Here is an 18,813-nt window from a genome sequence, read left to right on the forward strand (position 1 = left end):
CCCGGGGCCGCTCAGACGCCGATGTCGCCGCCGTCGGCACGCCACACGGCCACGACGGCCGGACGGACGTACTTCCCGGGCCCGTCGGGCCAGGTGCTGGCCGGCTTCTCCACGGACGCGCCGTCGACCTCGCCCGGATGCTGCACAGCGACGAGGACGCGCCGGTCCTGGATGATCGGGCCGCAGGTCTCGGCCCCCTTCGGCACGGTCAGGAACTGCTTCAGCTCACCGCGCCGCTCACCGCGGGTCGCCACACCGAACAGGCCGTCGTGCGAGCCGAGCTGGGCGCCGTCGGTGGAGATCCACAGGTTGCCGTAGGGGTCGAAGGCGACGTTGTCCGGGCAGGAGATCTGGCTGACGGAGTCCTTCGGGAACCCGGCGAAGTAAGTCGCGGGGTCCTCCGGGTCACCGGCGACGAGGAAGAGCGTCCAGGCGAACTTCGTGCTCTCCGGCCGGTTCCAGCGCTCGGTGAGCTCGAGCACGTGACCGTGCTTGTTGGCGTTGCGCGGGTTGGCCTCGTCGGCCTTGGCGTTGGAGCCGACGCCACGGTTGGTGTTGTTGGTGAGGGCGACGTACACCTTGCCGGTCACCGGGTTGGGCTCGATGTCCTCGGGCCGGTCCATCTTGGTCGCCCCGACCTTGTCACCGGCGAGCCGCGTGAAGACGAACACCTCCTCGGCGCTCATCCCGTCCACGTGCGAGACGGCGCCCTTCGCGGTGGCGGTGGCCAGCGGGATCCACTCGCCGCTGCCGTCGAACTCGCCGTCGGCGGGCAGCTTGCCGGTGCCGTCGATCTCGATCGCCGGGGAGTCACCGGTGACCTTGGCGACGTACAGCGTCCCCTCGTCGAGCAGGGACAGGTTGTGCTCACGCACGGCACGCGACGATCCGTGCTTCATCCGCTTGCTGCTGACGAACTTGTAGAAGTAGTCGAACCGCTCGTCGTCGCCGGTGTACACGACGGGACGCCCGTCGGCGGTCATCCGGATGTTCGCGGCCTCGTGCTTGAACCGCCCGAGCGCGGTGTGCTTACGAGGGGTCGAGTCCGGGTCGTACGGATCGAACTCCACGACGTACCCGAACCGGTGCACCTCGTTCGGCTCCTTGGCGACGTCGAAGCGCTTGTCGAACCGCTCCCACTTGCGCTCGGAGGCCCCGGTGCCGATGCCGTACCGCTTGTCGGTGGCGCGGCCGCTGTTGGCGAAGTACTGGTTGAAGTTCTCCTCGCCGTGCAGGGTCGTGCCCCACGGGGTGGTACCGCCCGAGCAGTTGTTGAGGGTGCCCAGCACCTTGGTCCCGCTCGGATCGGCGGAGGTCTTCACCAGGTCCGACCCGGCGACGGGGCCGGTGAGCCGGAACTCGGTGGTGGCGGTGACGCGGCGGTTGAGGGTGTGCCGGGGCACGGCGGTGAGCTTGCCGGTGCGCTTGTCGCCCTCGACGACGACCGCGGACAGCCCGTGGGCGGCCCAGGCGACCTCGACCTGCTCACGGGTGGGGTTGGCGGGGTCGTATCCCCGGAACATCAGGATCTCGTCGGTGTACTCGTGATTGGCGACGAGCAGCTGCCGGTTGCGCTCCCCGGGCAACGGCAGCAGGGCGAGGAAGTCACAGTTGTACCCGAACTGCCCGGCCTGCGCCTTGGCGGTCTGCTTCTCCGGGGCGAAGGAGGGCGCGCCGCGCAGGATGGGCTCGCCCCAGCGGATGACGACGTTCTGCCCGTACCCCTCCGGCACGGTCACGGCGTCGGTGGTGTTGGGTGCGACCGGCGCGAAGCGCAGCCCGCGGGCGCCCTTGGCTTTACGCCGTTCGCTGCCCGCTGCCGGAGCGGCGCCCGCGGGGCCGGCGGCAGCCGCGGACGGAGCCTGCCCGACCCCCACGGCTCCCGCCCCGGCGGCGGCCACGGTCACCACGGCGGCGGCCCGCATCATCGACCGGCGGCCGATCGCACCGGCGATCACGTCACCGACGTACTCGTTGGAGCTGGTGTTGGGCACCTCGTGGAAGCAGGCGTCACCACACCGGAAACGACAGGTCAAGGCGGACCGGCCGCCGGGGTGGGAACCGGACGGCGTTCCGATCAACGGCAGCAGCTTGCGCACTTTGCTCTCTCCTTGGATGCCCTTGGTCTCAGCGTGACCGTAGGGGCACATGTGCGCGAGGGCCGGGCGCCCTGATGAACAACGAGTGAACCCGGGGCAGCCGTACGGGGTTTGGGACAATGGGAGGGGCGGGCGCTCGCACAGGCCGGATGTCCCTCTTGACAGGGCGGGCCCCGCATCCCCGACCCTGCCCAAGATCGCCCAGGAGGGCCGCTAACCTTACGTGTCCGTCCTGGCCAGGGATTGACGGGCTTCAACTCACGCGAAGGGTTGCGCGCACATGGGCATTCTCACTCGGTTGCGGAACGCGTTCGGACGGTCCCGCAAGACACAAACCGCCGAGGCGGAGGGTGCGGCGCAGACCCCGACGACGGAACCGACCACCTCCGACGACACACCGGCAGCACCCACGGCACCCCCGAAGGTCCCGTCCCCCTCCCCGGAACCGACACCGAGCCCGACGGCGAACGTCCCCGAACCCCGAGACGACGAGCACGACCTCGTGTCGGCGGCCTTCGACAAGGTCGCGGTCCCGAGGCCGGCGCGACCGACGGAAGGCGAGCCGGCGCCTACCGAGGAACCGCCGACCGAGAAGCCGAAGCCGAAGCCGTCGGCTGAGGAGAAGCCTGCGGCTGCGGAGAAGGGTGTGGCTGCGGAGGAGCCTGCGGCTGCGGAGAAGGGTGTGGCTGCGGAGGAGCCTGCGGCTGCGAAGGAGCGCGTGGCCGAGGAGAAGCCCGCGGCTGCGGAGGAGCGCGTGGCCGAGGCGCCGGTGACCGACGAGCCGGTCGCTGAGTCCACGGCCGCTGAGCCGCCGGTCGCTGAGTCCACAGTCGCTGAGCCGCCGGTGGCGGAGGCTGCGGAGCCGGCCGCCGAGGAGCCGACCACGTCCCCAGCTGCGGGCAGTCGTGCCGCTGGGGCGGCACGGGTGGGCGCAGCGGCACCCCGCACCGCCGGGCTGCGCACGACGGAGCCCTCGGCCGCGGAGACGGCGGAGGCCACGGAGACGGCAGCGACCGCAGAGACGGCGACGTCGGCGGAAAAGGCGACCGAAACGGACAAGCCAGCCGCCACCGAGGTCCCGACGACCGAGGAGCCCACGGCAAAGCCGGAGGCCAAGGCCACACCCGAGGCCGAGGCCACCGCACCGGCGGAGACACCGCAAACCGACAGCAAGACGGAAGCCGCCCCCGAGTCGCCCCAGGCACAGCCTGAGACCCCGGAACCGGCAGCCGAGGCAAAGCCGAAGCCCGACGCGGAGCCGACGGCCGACACGGAGCCCGAGCCGACTCCGGACGCGAAGCCCGTAGCCGACGAGGCCGCGGAGGCGAAGCGCGAAGCCAAGCCGAAGGCCGCCGCCAAGGCCGAGGCCAAGGACGAGCCCGAGGCCAAAGCGAAGCCGACGGCCGACGTGACCCCCGCCCCCGCAGCGGTAGCGGCACCCGCACCCGCACCCGCCGACGAAAGCAGCACGGGTGGTGCGGGTGGGACCGACTCCGCCGAAGCCGAAGGCGAGGCGGACCAGGACGCAACCCCCGCCCTCCCCCTCACCACCCTCAAAACCAAGGCCCCCACCCTCACCACCGCCTACAAGGCAGCCACCACCACCCTCAAGAAGCACAACCTCACCGGCACCCGCGCCAAGGTCTACCTCGTCCTCGACCGCTCCGCCTCCATGCGCCCGTACTACAAGGACGGCTCCGCCCAGGCCCTGGCCGAGCAGACCCTCGCCCTCGCCGCCCACCTCGACCCCGAGGCCACCGTCCCGGTCGTCTTCTTCTCCACGGAACTCGACGGCACCGGCGAGATCACCCTCACCGACCACGAGAACAAGATCGACACCCTGCACGCGGGCCTCGGCCGCATGGGCCGCACCAGCTACCACGCAGCCGTCGAAGCAGTCCTCGCCCACCACACGAAGCACGCGACGCCCGCCACCCCGGCCCTGGTGATCTTCCAGACGGACGGCGCCCCCGACGCGAAGACCCCCGCCACCCAGGCCCTCACCGAGGCCGCCGAAACCCACCCGACCGTCTTCTTCTCCTTCGTCGCCTTCGGTGACCCGGAGAACAAGGCCTTCGACTACCTCCGCAAGCTGAAGACCCCCAACACGTCCCACTTCCTCGCCGGCGAAACCCCTCGCGAGCTCACGGACAAGGAGCTCTACGAGGGCGTACTGGCGAACTGGCGCCCGTAGCACCCCGGGGGGTGGACAGAACGCGGCCGTCCGTCCACCCCCCGAAACGGATGTGAGTCGATCTCCGACGGACCAGTAGGATTTCGACCATGGCGGCCACTGGATCCGAGAAGCAGGGTGGAAAGGCGTACTACGTCTCCACCCCCATCTATTACGTAAACGACGCTCCTCACCTGGGCCACGCCTATACGACCGTCGCAGGCGACGTGCTCTCCCGCTGGCACCGCCAGCGCGGCGAGAAGGTGTGGTACCTCACCGGCACGGACGAGCACGGTCAGAAGATCATGCGCACCGCGGAGGCGAACGGCGTCAGCCCCCAGGAGTGGGCCGACAAACTCGTCACCGAAGCGTGGAAGCCTCTCTGGGAGCACCTGGAGATCGCGAACGACGACTTCATCCGCACCACGCAGAAGCGCCACACGGACCGCGTCCAGGAGTTCGTCCAGGACCTGTACGACAAGGGCGAGATCTACAAGGGCGGCTACGAGGGCCCGTACTGCGTCGGCTGCGAGGAGTACAAGCTCCCCGGCGAGCTCCTCGACGGCGAGGGCGAGTACGCGGGCCAGAAGCTCTGCCCGATCCACAAGAAGCCGGTCGAGATCCTCAGCGAGGAGAACTACTTCTTCAAGCTGAGCGAGTACGGCGACAAGCTCCTCGCCCACTACGAGGCGAACCCGGGCTTCATCCAGCCCGAGTCCGCGCGCAACGAGGTCGTGAACTTCGTCCGCCAGGGCCTTCAGGACCTCTCCATCTCCCGCTCGACCTTCGACTGGGGCGTCCCGGTCCCCTGGGACAGCAAGCACGTGATCTACGTGTGGGTCGACGCGCTGCTGAACTACGCCACGGCCGTCGGCTACAACGAGAACCAGGCGAAGTTCGAGGAGACCTTCCCCGCCGACGTCCACCTGGTGGGCAAGGACATCCTCCGCTTCCACGCGGTGATCTGGCCGGCGATGCTGATGGCGCAGGGCCTGCCCCTCCCCGGCAAGATCGCGGCCAATGGCTGGCTGATGGTCGGCGGCGAGAAGATGTCGAAGTCGAACCTGACCGGCATCAAGCCGCAGGACCTGACCTCGCACTTCGGCGTGGACGCGTACCGCTGGTACTTCCTGCGCGCGATCGCCTTCGGCCAGGACGGCTCCTTCTCCTGGGAGGACTTCTCGGCCCGCTACACCAGCGAGCTGGCGAACGACTACGGCAACCTGGCGTCCCGCGTCGCGGCGATGGTCGGCAAGTACTTCGGCGGCGAGCTGCCGGAGTCGACGGCCGACGGCGAGGCGGAGAAGGCGATCCACGAGGGCCTGGCGAAGGCGGCCGCGGAGGCCGACCGGAAGATCGGCGAGGACCTGGACTTCCAGGGCGGCATCCTGGCGATCTTCGACTTCGTCAAGCAGGTCAACGGCTACATCACGGAGCAGGAACCGTGGAAGGTCGCGAAGGACACCTCTGACGAGGGCAAGGCCCGCCTGGCCACCATCCTCTACACGGCGGCGGAGTCCCTCCGTGCCATCGCGGTCCTGCTCAACCCGGTCATGCCGGAGACCTCCCAGAAGCTCTGGGACTCACTCGGCGCCGAGGCCTCCCTCGGGGGCCTCGCCGACCAGAAGATCGGTGAGACCGCCGAGTGGGGCCGACTCCCGGCCGGCACGACGGTCACCAAGGGCGCGGTCCTCTTCCCGCGCCTGGAGGAGAAGCCGACCGCGTAACCCGCGACCCGTACGGCAACGCGCCCTGCCCCCGGTGCTCACCGGGGGCAGGGCGCGAACGTTTCTCCCGTCCTCGAAAGAGTGAACGCCTTCCGTCCGCCGGAAATACGGCCTTCTGCCCACTTACATAGCCCGCATGGTCACATCAGCCCATGAAGGCCTGCACCGGATCTTCCAGGAGCGGCCTGAGATCCTTTCCCCGGTCTTCGGGGTACTGGGCATCGCGTTCCCCGAGAAAGCGGCCGTCTACGCGATCGGCACCGACGTGACGGAAGCCAGACCCCTGGCGCGCCACATCGACACCGTGCTGCGCATCGGCCCGTCCGACGGGGAGGACTTCCTGCTCGCCGTAGAGGCGCAGGAGAGAAGGGACGCCAAGAAGGAATCGAGCTGGCCGTACTACATCTCCTATCTCCAGGCAAAGTACGGCCTGCCGGTTCTCCTGCTCGTCGTCTGCCGCGACCGGGCGACGACCAAGTGGGCGACCGGTCCCTTCTCCTGCGGCACGCGTGGCTGGATCGCCCAGATGACGTACCCCTTGGTCGTCGGACCGGACAACCTCCCAGTGATCACCGATCCGAGGACCGCGGCGGAGAAGCCGGCGATGGCCGTGTTCTCCGCTCTGGCTCACGCCAACAGCCCCCACATCGACGCCATACTGGACGCACTGGGCCGTGCCCTCGCAGGGATGGACTGGAACGCCGCCAGCTACTTCTTTCAGTTTCTCGACTCGGCGTTGGGGGACACCCCCGCCGGAGACAAATGGAGGGACATCGTGACGTTCGTCAACTACTTCCCCGGCCGGGGCACGGTGATGGAGAAGGCCTACCTCGAGGGCGAGGCCAGAGGCGAAGCCAAGGCCATCCTCCGCTTCCTCGAAGCACGGGGCGTCCGCGTCCCCCAGGAAGCCCGGGACCTCATCGCCGGCTGCACCGACCTTGACCTCCTCAACCGCTGGCTGGACCGGACGCCCCACGTGGAGAGCGTCGACGAGCTCTTCGCCGAGGATGCGGGGCCCGCCGCGGACCGATCATGATCGACGATCCGGACACCACACCGGAACTACACGACTTACTCCGGTTCACCCTGACGTCCATGGGCTTGGGCATTCCGCCGGATCAAGTAGCCGGCGATTTCCGTTCCGGGCTGGAGAAACTGAGACAACAAGGCTCCCTCTCCCTCCAGGACATGGCCCGCATCCGGGCCAAGGTGGACAAGCGGCCCGATGACGAACACGAAGACGACGAATGGGTCAGGGGGTACACCGCCGGATACACGGCGGCGTGGGCCGGAGCGGTCCTGCGGCTCCTGGAGATGCGTGACATCGAGGCACCCAAGGAGGTCTTCCGCCCCCTCCACCTGTGTACGGACCCTGACACCCTCACCCGCTGTCTCGACCGCGCCATCACGGTGGACACCCCGGAGGAACTGTTCCGCCGCGGTCGGTAGCGACTTCCGGCCAACGCGCCACGTTCGCCACGTCCGACAGAGACACTCAAGGCAACCGGCACACGAGGGAGAGAACGATGGCACTGTTCGGCAACGCCCACACCGTAGACCCGCAGTCGGCCCAGCAGGACTACGCCCGACTCCTCGGCCACGGCGAACAGGTCCACGCCGCGTTCCTGCTGATCCGTGACACCATCCTCTTCACCGACCGCCGCCTGATCCTGATCGACAAGCAGGGCATCACCGGCAAGAAGGTCGAGTACCACTCGGTCCCCTACCGCAGCATCACCCACTTCGCGGTGGAGACGGCAGGCACCTTCGACCTGGACGCCGAGTTGAAGATCTGGATCTCCGGCACCCCGACCCCCATCGAGAAGACTTTCACCAAGGGCGTCGACATCTACGAGGTCCAGGCGATCCTGACCCAGTTCGTGGCGCGCTAACGGCTTTCCACGACGTAGGGCACGAAGTCCGCCCAGGCGCCGGGCGCGACCGAGAGACGGGGGCCATCGAGAACCTTGGAGTCGCGGACGTGCACGGTGCCGGGGTTGACGGCAAGCTCCACACAGGAGTTGCCGTCGTTGCCGCCGCTGTAGCTGCTTTTCAACGGCCGTTCCATCGGGGTCAGCACCTCGATCCGACCGTCCAGGCCGGAGTGGGTGTCGCAGTCCATCGGCATGCAACGGCCCTCGCCGGGATTAGCACTCCCAAGGCGAGGGCCCGACCACCAAGGAAGCAAGACTTCCCGATGGATACCCAAAACACTTACGAAGGCGAAGGCGCTCAGCAGCAGTGACACCAGCCCGGGACGTACGACACGTCTCCTGATGAGGCACGGGCCCGCCCCCGGCAACGGGACGGGCCCTGGGGCGCGTTCGGGTCAGCGAGCCTCCCCCGCGAGCGGCTTCCCCGCGACCACCGCGGTCTTGTCGCCCGGCCCCGCCTGCGACCCCCGGTTCGTGTGCCGCACGAACGCCACCCCCAGCACCGCAAGGATCGACGCCGCCGACAGCGTGTACAGGCCTCCGTTCGTGCTGCCGGTCGTGTCCTTCAGGTAGCCGAACAGCGTCGGAGAGACGAAACCGCCCAGGTTGCCGATGGAGTTGACCAGGGCCAGACCCGGTGCCGCGATCTTCAGGTCGAGGCCCGACTGGGCCATCGGCCAGAACAACGTGGCCGCGCACTTGCCGCCCACCGCCGCCAGTGTGAGGGCGGCCAGGCCGAACCAGGGGGAGCCGAGGGTGGCGAGGAACGTGCCGGCGGCGGAGAGGGCCAGGGCGATCGCGAGGTAGGGGCGACGGTCCGGGGCCCGGTCGGTGAAGTAGCTCATCGTGTACATCGCGATCACGGCGCAGATCCAGGGGATCGCCGACAGCAGGCCGATCTGGAAGGGCGACAGGCCGCCGATCTCCTCCACCAGGCTCGGCAGCCAGAAGGTGATCGCGTAGCCGGTGAGTGCCATCGCGAAGAAGACCGCCGTCAGGACGGCGACCTGCGGGTGGAAGATCAGCTTCAGTCGGGACACCGACGGCGCGCGGTCACGCGCCTCCTTGTCCCGGGCCACCGCCTCGCTCAGCGCGTCCTTCTCCTCCTGCGTGAGCCACTTCGCGTCCTGGATCCGGGAGACGAGGAAGAACCCGGCGATGAAGCCGACCAGGATGGAGAAGGCCCCTTCGAGGGCGAACATCCAGCGCCAGCCCGCGATGCCGCCCGCGCCGTGCAGCTCCAGCAGCGCGCCGGTGATCGGGCCGGTCACGATGTACGCCGTGGCCGAGCCGCCCAGGAAGATCGCACTCGCCCGGCCCCGGCTGGAGTCCGGCAGCCACTGCGTGAAGTAGAGGAGCACCCCGGGGAAGAAGCCGGCCTCGGCGACACCGAGCAGGAAGCGCAGGCCGTAGAACATCCACACGTTGTGGATGAAGCACATCGCCACGATCACCGCACCCCAGGTGATCATGATCCGGGTCAGCCAGACCCGGGCGCCGAACCGCTCCAGCCACATGTTGCTGGGCACCTCGAACAGCGCGTAGCCGATGAAGAACAGGCCCGCCCCGAGCCCGTACGCCGTGGCGCTGACCCCGACGTCGGCCCGCAACTCGTCCTGGACGAAGCCCACGTTCGTCCGGTCCATCTGGTTGACCAGCAGCATCAGGACCAGGATCGGCAGCATGCGGCGCAGGAACTTGCCCACCGCTCGCTGTTCGGCCTCCGGTATCGCGGTTTCTGACATCGTTGTCTCCCTCGATGTGCACATACGTGAATAGCAATCACGTACGCGTTCTCGAAGGGACCTTATGGAGGCCCGCCTTCCGGGTCAACGGATGGAGCAGAAGTACATGTATGTGAATGCGGGGCGGACCATCCGCAGACGTCCGCCCCGCGCGACCGCGTCCGTCAGCTCGCCGACGCCGACTCCGACGCGCCCGGCTGGACCGAGGCCTCCGTGCCCTCGTGCGTCGCCTCGGGGTCGACGCCCATGGTGAGGGTGGCCGTCACGCCCTTGGCGATGGCGTTCTTCTTGTACTTGAGCTTCAGCAGCCCGCCCTCGGTGCCGTTGTCCGGGTAGATGGTGTCCTCGTCGAGGGTGGTGCGGGTCGTGGTGTTGGTGGAGTACGGCTCGACCTCGGCGGAGGCCAGCACGGACGCCTCGTCGAAGAAGAGCTGGCCGGTGTGGCAGGTCGTGCCGCCCTCGTAGCCCGCGTCGGTCCAGGTGCCGCCCACGTGGACCTTGGTGTGGATGTGCACGCAGCGGCCCTGGTACCAGCCGGGGAAGACCGTACGGAACTCGACCTCGCCCTTCTTGTCCGTCCGCCACGTGCCGCGCAGGTAGCGCTCGTCGTCGGTGGGCTCCTGGTGGCCCCCGCCTCCGCCACCACCGCCGGGCGGCGGACCCGTGGGCGTACCGGTCGGCGTACCGGACGGCGGCGTACCGCCCCCACCGCCCCCACCGCCGCTGCCCATGTCCTCGTACCCCGAGTACACGCCCAGCGCGTTGCAGTGCCAGATGTCGACCGCGGCGTTCGCGAGGGGCTTGCAGGTCTCGGAGTCGATCACCTTCAGGCGCAGGGTGAGCGGGATGCCCTCCTGGTCCTCGGTGACGTCCCTGCGGAGCTTGTCCGCGTCGATGTAGTAAGGGCCCTCGGTGGTCTCCGAAGTGAGCTTGTAGCAGGCCTCACCGGAGCTCGCGGCGGCCTTCCCCGGTGCGGATGCCTTCGTCTCCTCGCCCGCGAACGCGCCCGCCGCGAACGTACCGCCGACACCCGCCGCCACCACCGCGCCGGCGCCCGCGGCGACGACCTTACGGCGTGTCAGATCCCGTTTGTGCTTCGGCCCTTCGGCCGTTTCCTGTCCCGTCATGGAAAGGGAAGTTAGGGATCACGCCTGTCAGGAGCCTGGGTGAGAGCTGGGTGAGAGCCCAGCGTACGAAAGTGGCCCGAAACCGTCGCCGGTCCCGGGCCACTCACACGCGTATGCCCTACTTCGGCTGCGGCTTGCGCACCGACAGGTGCAGCTCCTTCAGCCGCGCCTCCTCCAGCTCGGTCGGCGCGCCCATCATCAGGTCCTGGGCGTTGCCGTTGAGCGGGAAGGAGATGGTCTCGCGAATGTTGGGCTCGTCGGCGAGCAGCATCACGATGCGGTCGACGCCGGGGGCGATGCCGCCGTGCGGCGGGGCGCCGAAGCGGAAGGCGCGCAGCATGCCGGCGAACTTCTCCTCGACGGTGTCGCGGTCGTATCCGGCGATCTCGAAGGCCTTGAGCATGATCTCCGGCTCGTGGTTCCGGATCGCGCCGGAGGACAGCTCGACGCCGTTGCAGACGATGTCGTACTGCCAGCCGAGGATGTCCAGCGGGTCCTGGCTCTCCAGGGCCTCCAGGCCGCCCTGCGGCATGGAGAAGGGGTTGTGCGAGAAGTCGATCGCGCCGGTCTCCTCGTCCTTCTCGTACATCGGGAAGTCGACGATCCAGCAGAACCGGAAGACGTTCTCCTCGAAGTGCCCGGCGCGCTTGGCGGCCTCGACCCGCACCGCGCCCATGATCTTGGAGACCTCGTCGAACTCGCCCGCGCCGAAGAAGACCGCGTGGCCGGCCGCGAGCGACAGGCGCTTGGTCAGCTCGGCGACGTTCTCCTCGGTGAGGAACTTCGCGATCGGGCCGGACAGCGAGCCGTCCTCGGCGACACGGACCCAGGCCAGGCCCTTGGCGCCCTGCGAGACGGCGTAGTCACCGAGCTGGTCGAAGAACTTGCGGGGCTGCGCGGAGACGTCCGGGACCGGCAGGGCACGGACGTGCTTGCCGGCGAAGGCCTTGAACTCCGAACCCTCGAAGATGTCGGTGATGTCGACGAGTTCGAGCTGGGCGCGCAGGTCGGGCTTGTCGGAGCCGTACTTCAGCATCGCCTCGCGGAACGGGATCCGCGGGAACGGCGAGGTGACGTGACGGCCGCCGCCGAACTCCTCGAAGAGCTCGGTCATCAGCTTCTCGACGGGCTGGAAGACGTCCTCCTGCTCGACGAAGCTCATCTCGATGTCGAGCTGGTAGAACTCGCCCGGCGAGCGGTCGGCCCGCGCGTCCTCGTCACGGAAACAGGGCGCGATCTGGAAGTAGCGGTCGAAGCCGGAGATCATCAGCAGCTGCTTGAACTGCTGCGGGGCCTGCGGGAGGGCATAGAACTTGCCCGGGTGCAGACGGGACGGGACGACGAAGTCGCGGGCGCCCTCGGGGGAGGTCGCGGACAGGATCGGCGTCGCCATCTCGTTGAAGCCCAGCGCCGTCATCTTGTGCCGGATCGCCGAGATGACCGCGGTACGCAGCATGATGTTGCGGTGCATGCGCTCGCGGCGCAGGTCCAGGAAGCGGTACTCCAGGCGCCGCTCCTCGTTGACCCCGTCCTCGGTGTTGATCGTGAAGGGCAGCGGGGCGGCGGCGCCGAGGAGTTCGACCTCGCCGACCTCGACCTCGACCTCACCGGTGGGGAGCTCGGGGTTGATGTTCTCGCCGCCCCGGGAGACGACCTTGCCGTCGACGCGGACGGTCGACTCCTTGGAGAGCTTGTCGAGGGCCTCGTAGGAGGGGGTTCCGGGACGGGCCACGAGCTGCGTGATGCCGTAGTGGTCGCGCAGATCGATGAAGAGGATGCCGCCCAGGTCGCGCCGATTGTGCAGCCAGCCACTCAGCCGGACGTCGGTGCCGACGTCAGAGGAGCGGAGCTCGCCGCAGGTGTGGGACCTGTACCGATGCATCGTCGTTCATCCAGTCTTCGCTGATCGGGGTCTGTGTTTCACGTGAAACACAGACCCCAGCGTACCGGGCAGGGCAAGATCGGCTCTCCACAGTTAACGATCGAGCACGCTTCAGTCTTCGGTGGCAGTCTTCGATCCCCTCTTCTTAAAGTAGGGCAATGCGCACTGGCGAGCCTCTGCCCGCCGTGGGGGAGGCTCTCGCCGCCCTCGCGACCGGCCTCTGGCAATGGGACACCGCCACCGGGCTGGTCACGGTCGATGCCGAGGCGGCACGGCTGCTCGGGCTGCCCGCCGAACAGGTCAGCCTCACGGAGGCCCAGGCCCGGGCCCGGCTGCACCCGGTCGACTGGAACGAGATCACCGGCGTGGTCCAGCTCGCCGTCGCCGAGGGGACCCTCGCCGAGGTGCGGATCCGGGTCATGGACGAGCAGGGGCGGATCGTCCGGGTCGTCCGCAGCCGCTCCAAGCCGTCCTTCGACCGGGTCCACAAGGCGTACCGGCTGATCGGGACGCTCCAGGAGGTCACCGAGCCGACGCCGGGCACCCCGGCGGGGCGCAGTGCGGTCACCGGCGACTGGCGGCGCTCCCGCGAGGCGTTCCTGCTGGACGCGGGCCGTGCGCTGGCCGAGGCGCGCTCCACGCAGGAGGTCCTGCGGGTGACGGCCAATCTGTCGATGCCCGGGTTCTCGCCGGACGGCCTGGCGGTGTTCGGGGTCTCGGGCGATCGCCTGACGGTCATCGGGCACCACGGGCAGCAGCCGGGCGACGACAGCCCCTTCTCCGACATGGCTCTGGACACCGACTACCCGGCCGCCGAAGTCGTACGGACCGGCCGGGCGTTGTATCTGTCCAGCCCCGAGCAGTACCAGGCCCGCTACCCGCTGACCTGGCCGCTCGCCCAGCGCTTCGGCCGCCGGTCCTGGGCGTTCCTGCCGCTGACGGTGGCCGGTCGCACGATGGGCGCGTGGATGGCCGCCTTCACCTACCCGGTGGCGTTCACGCCGGACGAGCGGTCGGTGCTCGCCACCGTGGCGCGGATGCTGGCGCAGGCGCTGACCCGGGCGGGGCTGGCGGAGAGCGAGCGGGCGCTGACCGACGGGCTCCAGCGCACGATGCTGCCGAGGCTCGGCCCTCAGCGCATCCCGGGCATGAGCGTCGCCGCCCGCTACGTCCCGACCGGCGGCGGGCTCCAGGTCGGCGGCGACTGGTACGACGTGATCCCGTTGCCGAGCGGGCGGTTCGCGCTGGTCATCGGGGACGTCCAGGGCCATGACGTACGGGCGGCGGGGCTGATGGGCCAGCTCCGCATCGCCCTGCGGGCCTACGCGTCCGAGGGTCACCGCCCCGACGCCGTCCTCTCCCGGGCCTCGCGTTTCCTGCACGGCATCGGCGACGAGGAGCCTTCCGACCCGCGGTTCGCGACCTGCGTGTACGTCGAGGTCGACCCGGCGAACGGGGTGCTGGACATCGCCCGTGCCGGGCATCCGGACCCGGCGTTCCGGATGTCCGACGGCACGGTGCTGACGCGGCCGACGTCGGGCGGTCTGCCGCTGGGCATCGACCCGGACGCCGACTACCCCACGACACGGCTCGCTCTGGAACCCGGCGAGACCATGCTGCTCTGCACGGACGGCCTGATCGAGACCGGCGGGCACGACCTGGATTCCGGCTGGCTCCGCCTGCGGGTGATCCTGGAGGACCACAAGGGCGATCTGGAGGAGCTCGCCGACACCCTGGTGCAGGCGGTGCACGGCCCTTCCTCGCACCACACCACCGGCCCGCTGACCGACCGCCGCGAGGACGACATCGCCATGCTGCTGCTCAGCCGGGAGGGCGGGGGCTGTGGCTGCGGCGACACCATGACCGTGCCGCAGCCGGTGCGGCGCACGGTGCTGACGGTCGCGCAGGCCGAGCCCGAGCGGGTCGCGGAGGCCCGGCAGCAGCTGCGTGATCTGCTGCACGACTGGTCCTCGCCGGACCAGCGGGACTCGGCGGTGCTGCTGCTGTCCGAGCTGCTGACGAACGTCCTCGTGCACACCGACTCCGACGCGCTGCTCGTCGCGGAGATCACCGGCGGGGTGGGGGAGCGGCGGCTGCGGATCGAGGTCACCGACACCGGTGACGACCTGCCGCACAAGCGCAGACCGGGGGAGCTGGCGTCCTCCGGCCGCGGCCTGGTGCTGATCGAACTGCTCGCCCACGCGTGGGGCGTCGACCCGCGCGGCCAGGGCAAGAGCATCTGGTACGAGCTCTACGAGTCCGTGGACGGTTCGGGCGACGGCTCCTGGCCCTCGTAGCGGGTGCGGAGTTCCTGGGCGACGCCGAAGGCGGCCGCGGTGAGCGGCACGGCGAGCAGCAAGCCGAGCACTCCGGCGACCGACGCCCCGGCCGTGATCGTCACCATGACCACCGCCGGGTGCATCTGCACGGTCCGGCTCTGGATCGCCGGCTGGAGCACATGCCCCTCCAGCACCTGCACCGCGAACACCACCCCGAGCACCCACAGCGCGATGACGAACCCCCGGTCGGCGAGCGCGACCAGCACGGCGACGGCGCCGGAGATGAAGGCGCCGAGGTAGGGGATGTACGCCCCGACGAAGACCAGCGCTCCCAGCCCGGGCGCCCCGGGCACGTCGAGGAGGAGCAGTCCGACGGTGATGCAGAGCGCGTCGATGAGGGCGATGATGGTCGTCCCCCGCATGAACCCCTCGACGGCCCTGAGGGCCCGCCGTGCCATGGCCTCCAGGGTGTCGGCCGATCCGCGGGGCGCCAGGGACCGCAGTGCCCCGGCGGCCTTGTCGGAGTCGCGCAGGAAGAAGAAGACGAGCAGCAGCGCGAGGACCGCCACGGCGATGGATTCGCCGACCACGCTGAATCCGCTGATCACGCCGGAGGCGGCCGTGCCGCCGAACTTGCCCAGCAGTTCCCGGGCGTTGGAGGCGAGGTCGTCCAGCGAGGTCCCGGCCGCCCCGAAGTGCTCGGAGACGCCCCGGGAGGCCTCCTTGAGCGAGGCGACGATCTGGTCGCCGGTGTCGATGAGCGCGGCGACCACGATGTACACGGCCCCGCCGACCACGGCGACGACGGCTACGCAGGTGAGGGCCGCCGCGACCGACCGGTGCACCCCGGCCTTCACGAGCCGCCGGTGCAGGGGCCCGAGCAGGGCGGTCCCGAGCAGCGCGAGCAGCACCGGCACGACGGCGGTCCGGAGCTCGTCGCACAGCCGGATCCCGACGTAGACGACCCCGGAGACGAGCAGCAGGACGGCACACCAGGCGGCGAGGCGCTGGACGGGCCCGGGGAGGAACGGGCCGGGGCCGGGCGAGGGGGTGTCCTGCACTCCTCCACCCGACCACGACCCGGGCGGGCCGTCCCGTCGGAACGGTCCGCCCGGGTGACGGGGCGTCAGCCCTGGGGGCCTGCCTCGGACATCCCGTGCACCGCCGGGACCGTGCCCAGCCGTCCCTTCTGGAAGTCCTCGAAGGCCTGCATGAGCTCGTCCTTGGTGTTCATGACGAACGGGCCGTAGTGGGCCATGGGCTCACGGATCGGCTGTCCGCCGAGCAGGACGACCTCCAGGTCCGGCGTGTGGGAGTCCTGCTTCTCGTCCGCGCGGACGGTCAGCGAGGAGCCCGCGCCGAACACGGCGGTCTGGCCCATGTGCACCGGCCGGCGCTCGGGGCCGACGCTGCCGCGCCCGGCCAGCACGTACGCCAGGCCGTTGAAGTCCTCGCGCCACGGGAGGGTGAGTTCCGCACCCGGCGCCACCGTCGCGTGGATCATCGTGATCGGCGTGTGCGTGATGCCGGGGCCCTGGTGTCCGTCCAGCTCACCGGCGATGACGCGGAGCAGCGCGCCGCCGTCGGGGGTGCTGAGCAGCTGGACCGAGCCGCCGCGGATGTCCTGGTAGCGCGGGGCCATCATCTTGTCCCTGGCGGGGAGGTTCACCCACAGCTGGAGGCCGTGGAAGAGCCCGCCGGACACGACGAGATGCTCCGGTGGGGCCTCGATGTGCAGCAGGCCCGAGCCCGCGGTCATCCATTGGGTGTCGCCGTTGGTGATGGTGCCGCCACCGCCGTTGGAGTCCTGGTGGTCGAAGATCCCGTCGATGATGTAGGTGACGGTCTCGAAGCCGCGGTGCGGGTGCCAGGGGGTGCCCTTGGGCTCGCCCGGCGCGTACTCCACCTCGCCCATCTGGTCCATCATGATGAACGGGTCGAGGTGGCGGTAGTTGATCCCCGCGAACGCCCGGCGCACCGGGAAGCCCTCGCCCTCGAAGCCGCTCGGGGCGGTCGTGACGGTGAGCACGGGACGTGCCACGGCCTCGGTCGGTGCGGTCACGCGGGGCAGCGTCAACGGGTTCTCGACGGTCACAGCAGGCATGTCGGTTCCTCCTCGTGTACGCCCAGTTTAGTTGAGCGTTGAACTTTCTGCCACCCCAAACAGAGAAAACCGGGAGGGCATTCCCGGGGGACGGCGCAGCGAATCACGGGACACCGGCATGGCGGAAGACCGGCCCCCCTCCAGGTGGCCGGTCTTCCGCAGGTCCGCCTCAGGCGATCAGCTCGTGCTCCTCGCTCTCGGCTGCGGCGGGCTCCGCCGTGCGGTCCCGCATCACCACCGTGGCCACCGCGGCCGCCACCAGGACACCGATCGCGCTGATCGTGAAGGTCGTCGACATCGAGGAGGTGAAGGCCTCGCGGGCCGCCCGCACCAGACCCGTGTCACCGCCGGCAACGGCGAGCGCGCCACCGATGGACTCCCTGGCCTGCCCAGGGGCACCGGCCGGCATCTCGTCGGCGTAGCCGTGGGAGAGCAGGGACCCGAGGATCGCGATGCCGAGGGCGGTACCGGACTGCTGGATGGTGTCGTTGAGCGCCGAACCGACGCCCGCCTTGTCCTCCGGGATGGTGCCCATCAGCGCGGCCACCGCGGCCGGCATCGCCAGCCCGGCGCCCAGCCCCAGGACACCCAGCGCCACGGCCGGGACCGTGAAGCCACTGTCGGCGCTCAGCGTGGTCAGCAGCCCGAAGGACGCGGCCATCAGCAGCATCCCGGCGAGGATGACGAACCGGTTGCCCACCTTCACGGCGAGCTGCGCCCCGGCGGTGTTGCCGGCCAGCGCGGCCACCGCCAGCGGCAGGAAGGCCAGGCCCGCCTTGACGGCGGACCAGCCGAGCACGAACTGGAGGTACTGGGTCAGGACCAGCAGCAGGCCGGCGTTGCCGATCTGGACGAGCGCCAGGGAGAGCGAGCCACCGCTGAAGTTGCGGTGCTTGAAGAGGACCAGCGGGACCATCGGCGAGCGGGTCACGTTCTCCCAGACCACGAAGCCGGCCAGGGCGGCCACCGCGACGGCCAGGACGAGGAGGGAGCGGCCGCCGAACGCGCCGTGCTGCGGAATCTCGATGATCCACCACACCAGGGCCGTCATGCCCACCGCCGACAGCACCGCGCCCAGCGGGTCAGGCTTCTGCCAGGGCGCCTTCGACTCCGGCATCAGCAGCACACCGGCCAGCAGCGCGAGCCCGACGATCGGGACGTTGATCAGGAAGATGGCCTGCCAGGCGAAGTGGTCGATCAGCACACCGCCGAGGACCGGGCTGCCCACCAGTCCCAGCATCGACACCGACCCCCACGCGGCCATCGCCTTGGGCCGCTCGTCCTCGTCGAAGACCGTGATCAGGATGGACAGCGTCGACGGCATGATCAGCGCACCGCCGACCCCCATGGCGATCCGCACCGCGATCAGCTCACCCGGACTCGCACAGAACACCGCCCCCAGCGAGGCCGCCCCGAACAGCAGCAGACCGATCAGCATCACCTTCCGGCGCCCGAAGCGGTCCCCGAGGCTCCCCGAGGTCAGCAGCAGACCGGCGAAGACCAGGGTGTAGGAGTCGAGGATCCACTGCATGTCCTGCGTGCTCGCCCCGAGGTCCTCGGTCAGCGAGGGCACCGCCACGGTCAGCGCCATGTTGTCGACGACCAGCACCAGCGTGCTGAGGCACAGCACGATCAGGATCCACCAGCGACGTGGATTGCGGGCTTCCATAGCAGTTCCCCTCCGACTCACTTGCTGCGTACACCGTTCCTTCGATGCGAACACTGTACGCACAGCGGAACGGC

General features: G+C 69.6%; 14 protein-coding genes. 6 read left to right on the forward strand and 8 right to left on the reverse strand.

Translation table 11 applies throughout. The features are described from left to right. Positions 1-11: 11 nt before the first annotated feature. Positions 12-2,099, reverse strand: coding sequence for a PhoX family protein (locus ABEA82_RS11785; protein ID WP_345661354.1), 2,088 nt, complete (start codon positions 2,097-2,099; stop codon positions 12-14). 280 nt (positions 2,100-2,379) lie between these two features. Here ABEA82_RS11785 and ABEA82_RS11790 point away from each other — a divergent pair, with 280 nt between their 5' ends. The 5 genes from ABEA82_RS11790 to ABEA82_RS11810 all read left to right on the forward strand — a co-directional run bounded on the left by ABEA82_RS11790 (position 2,380) and on the right by ABEA82_RS11810 (position 7,891). Further along, positions 2,380-4,293: a VWA domain-containing protein gene (locus tag ABEA82_RS11790; protein WP_345661355.1), complete on the forward strand. Its 1,914-nt coding sequence runs from the start codon at positions 2,380-2,382 to the stop codon at positions 4,291-4,293. An 89-nt stretch (positions 4,294-4,382) separates the two neighbouring features. Then, positions 4,383-5,999: a methionine--tRNA ligase gene (gene metG, locus ABEA82_RS11795; RefSeq protein ID WP_345661356.1), complete on the forward strand. Its 1,617-nt coding sequence runs from the start codon at positions 4,383-4,385 to the stop codon at positions 5,997-5,999. 136 nt (positions 6,000-6,135) lie between these two features. Further along, positions 6,136-7,035: a hypothetical protein gene (locus ABEA82_RS11800; protein ID WP_345661357.1), complete on the forward strand. Its 900-nt coding sequence runs from the start codon at positions 6,136-6,138 to the stop codon at positions 7,033-7,035. After that, positions 7,032-7,448 (forward strand): hypothetical protein, encoded by a 417-nt coding sequence (locus ABEA82_RS11805; RefSeq protein ID WP_345661358.1) that lies wholly within the window; start codon positions 7,032-7,034, stop codon positions 7,446-7,448. The genes ABEA82_RS11800 and ABEA82_RS11805 overlap by 4 nt, the downstream gene beginning before the upstream one ends. A 77-nt stretch (positions 7,449-7,525) precedes the next feature. Beyond that, positions 7,526-7,891 carry a PH domain-containing protein gene (locus tag ABEA82_RS11810; RefSeq protein ID WP_003991620.1) on the forward strand — a complete coding sequence of 122 codons (366 nt, stop codon included), beginning with the start codon at positions 7,526-7,528 and terminating at the stop codon, positions 7,889-7,891. On the opposite strand, the gene ABEA82_RS11815 is transcribed toward ABEA82_RS11810, so the two are convergent. The 4 genes from ABEA82_RS11815 to aspS all read right to left on the reverse strand — a co-directional run bounded on the left by ABEA82_RS11815 (position 7,888) and on the right by aspS (position 12,687). Beyond that, a complete protein-coding gene (locus ABEA82_RS11815; protein ID WP_345661702.1) occupies positions 7,888-8,067 on the reverse strand; it encodes a DUF397 domain-containing protein in 180 nt (59 codons plus the stop codon). The two genes, ABEA82_RS11810 and ABEA82_RS11815, sit on opposite strands and share 4 nt — an antisense overlap. A gap of 261 nt (positions 8,068-8,328) precedes the next feature. Further along, positions 8,329-9,678: an MFS transporter gene (locus tag ABEA82_RS11820; RefSeq protein WP_345661359.1), complete on the reverse strand. Its 1,350-nt coding sequence runs from the start codon at positions 9,676-9,678 to the stop codon at positions 8,329-8,331. A 164-nt stretch (positions 9,679-9,842) separates the two neighbouring features. Then, positions 9,843-10,805, reverse strand: a complete 963-nt coding sequence (locus ABEA82_RS11825) for an intradiol ring-cleavage dioxygenase (RefSeq protein ID WP_345661360.1) — start codon at positions 10,803-10,805, stop codon at positions 9,843-9,845. 118 nt (positions 10,806-10,923) lie between these two features. Next, on the reverse strand, positions 10,924-12,687 hold the full coding sequence (gene aspS, locus ABEA82_RS11830; RefSeq protein ID WP_345661361.1) for an aspartate--tRNA ligase: 1,764 nt from the start codon (positions 12,685-12,687) through the stop codon (positions 10,924-10,926). 158 nt (positions 12,688-12,845) lie between these two features. Here aspS and ABEA82_RS11835 point away from each other — a divergent pair, with 158 nt between their 5' ends. After that, positions 12,846-14,984 carry a SpoIIE family protein phosphatase gene (locus ABEA82_RS11835; RefSeq protein WP_345661362.1) on the forward strand — a complete coding sequence of 713 codons (2,139 nt, stop codon included), beginning with the start codon at positions 12,846-12,848 and terminating at the stop codon, positions 14,982-14,984. On the opposite strand, the gene ABEA82_RS11840 is transcribed toward ABEA82_RS11835, so the two are convergent. The 3 genes from ABEA82_RS11840 to ABEA82_RS11850 form a co-directional block, all read right to left on the reverse strand. After that, complete coding sequence (locus ABEA82_RS11840; RefSeq protein WP_345661363.1) at positions 14,939-16,027, reverse strand: AI-2E family transporter; 1,089 nt, start codon at positions 16,025-16,027, stop codon at positions 14,939-14,941. The genes ABEA82_RS11835 and ABEA82_RS11840 overlap by 46 nt on opposite strands. 65 nt (positions 16,028-16,092) lie before the next feature. Beyond that, positions 16,093-17,070 (reverse strand): pirin family protein, encoded by a 978-nt coding sequence (locus ABEA82_RS11845; RefSeq protein WP_345661364.1) that lies wholly within the window; start codon positions 17,068-17,070, stop codon positions 16,093-16,095. A 169-nt stretch (positions 17,071-17,239) separates the two neighbouring features. Continuing rightward, positions 17,240-18,739, reverse strand: coding sequence for an MFS transporter (locus tag ABEA82_RS11850; protein ID WP_345661365.1), 1,500 nt, complete (start codon positions 18,737-18,739; stop codon positions 17,240-17,242). Positions 18,740-18,813: the final 74 nt, after the last annotated feature.

Origin of the sequence: Streptomyces venetus (assembly GCF_039540295.1) — a bacterium.
GTDB lineage: Bacteria > Actinomycetota > Actinomycetes > Streptomycetales > Streptomycetaceae > Streptomyces > Streptomyces venetus.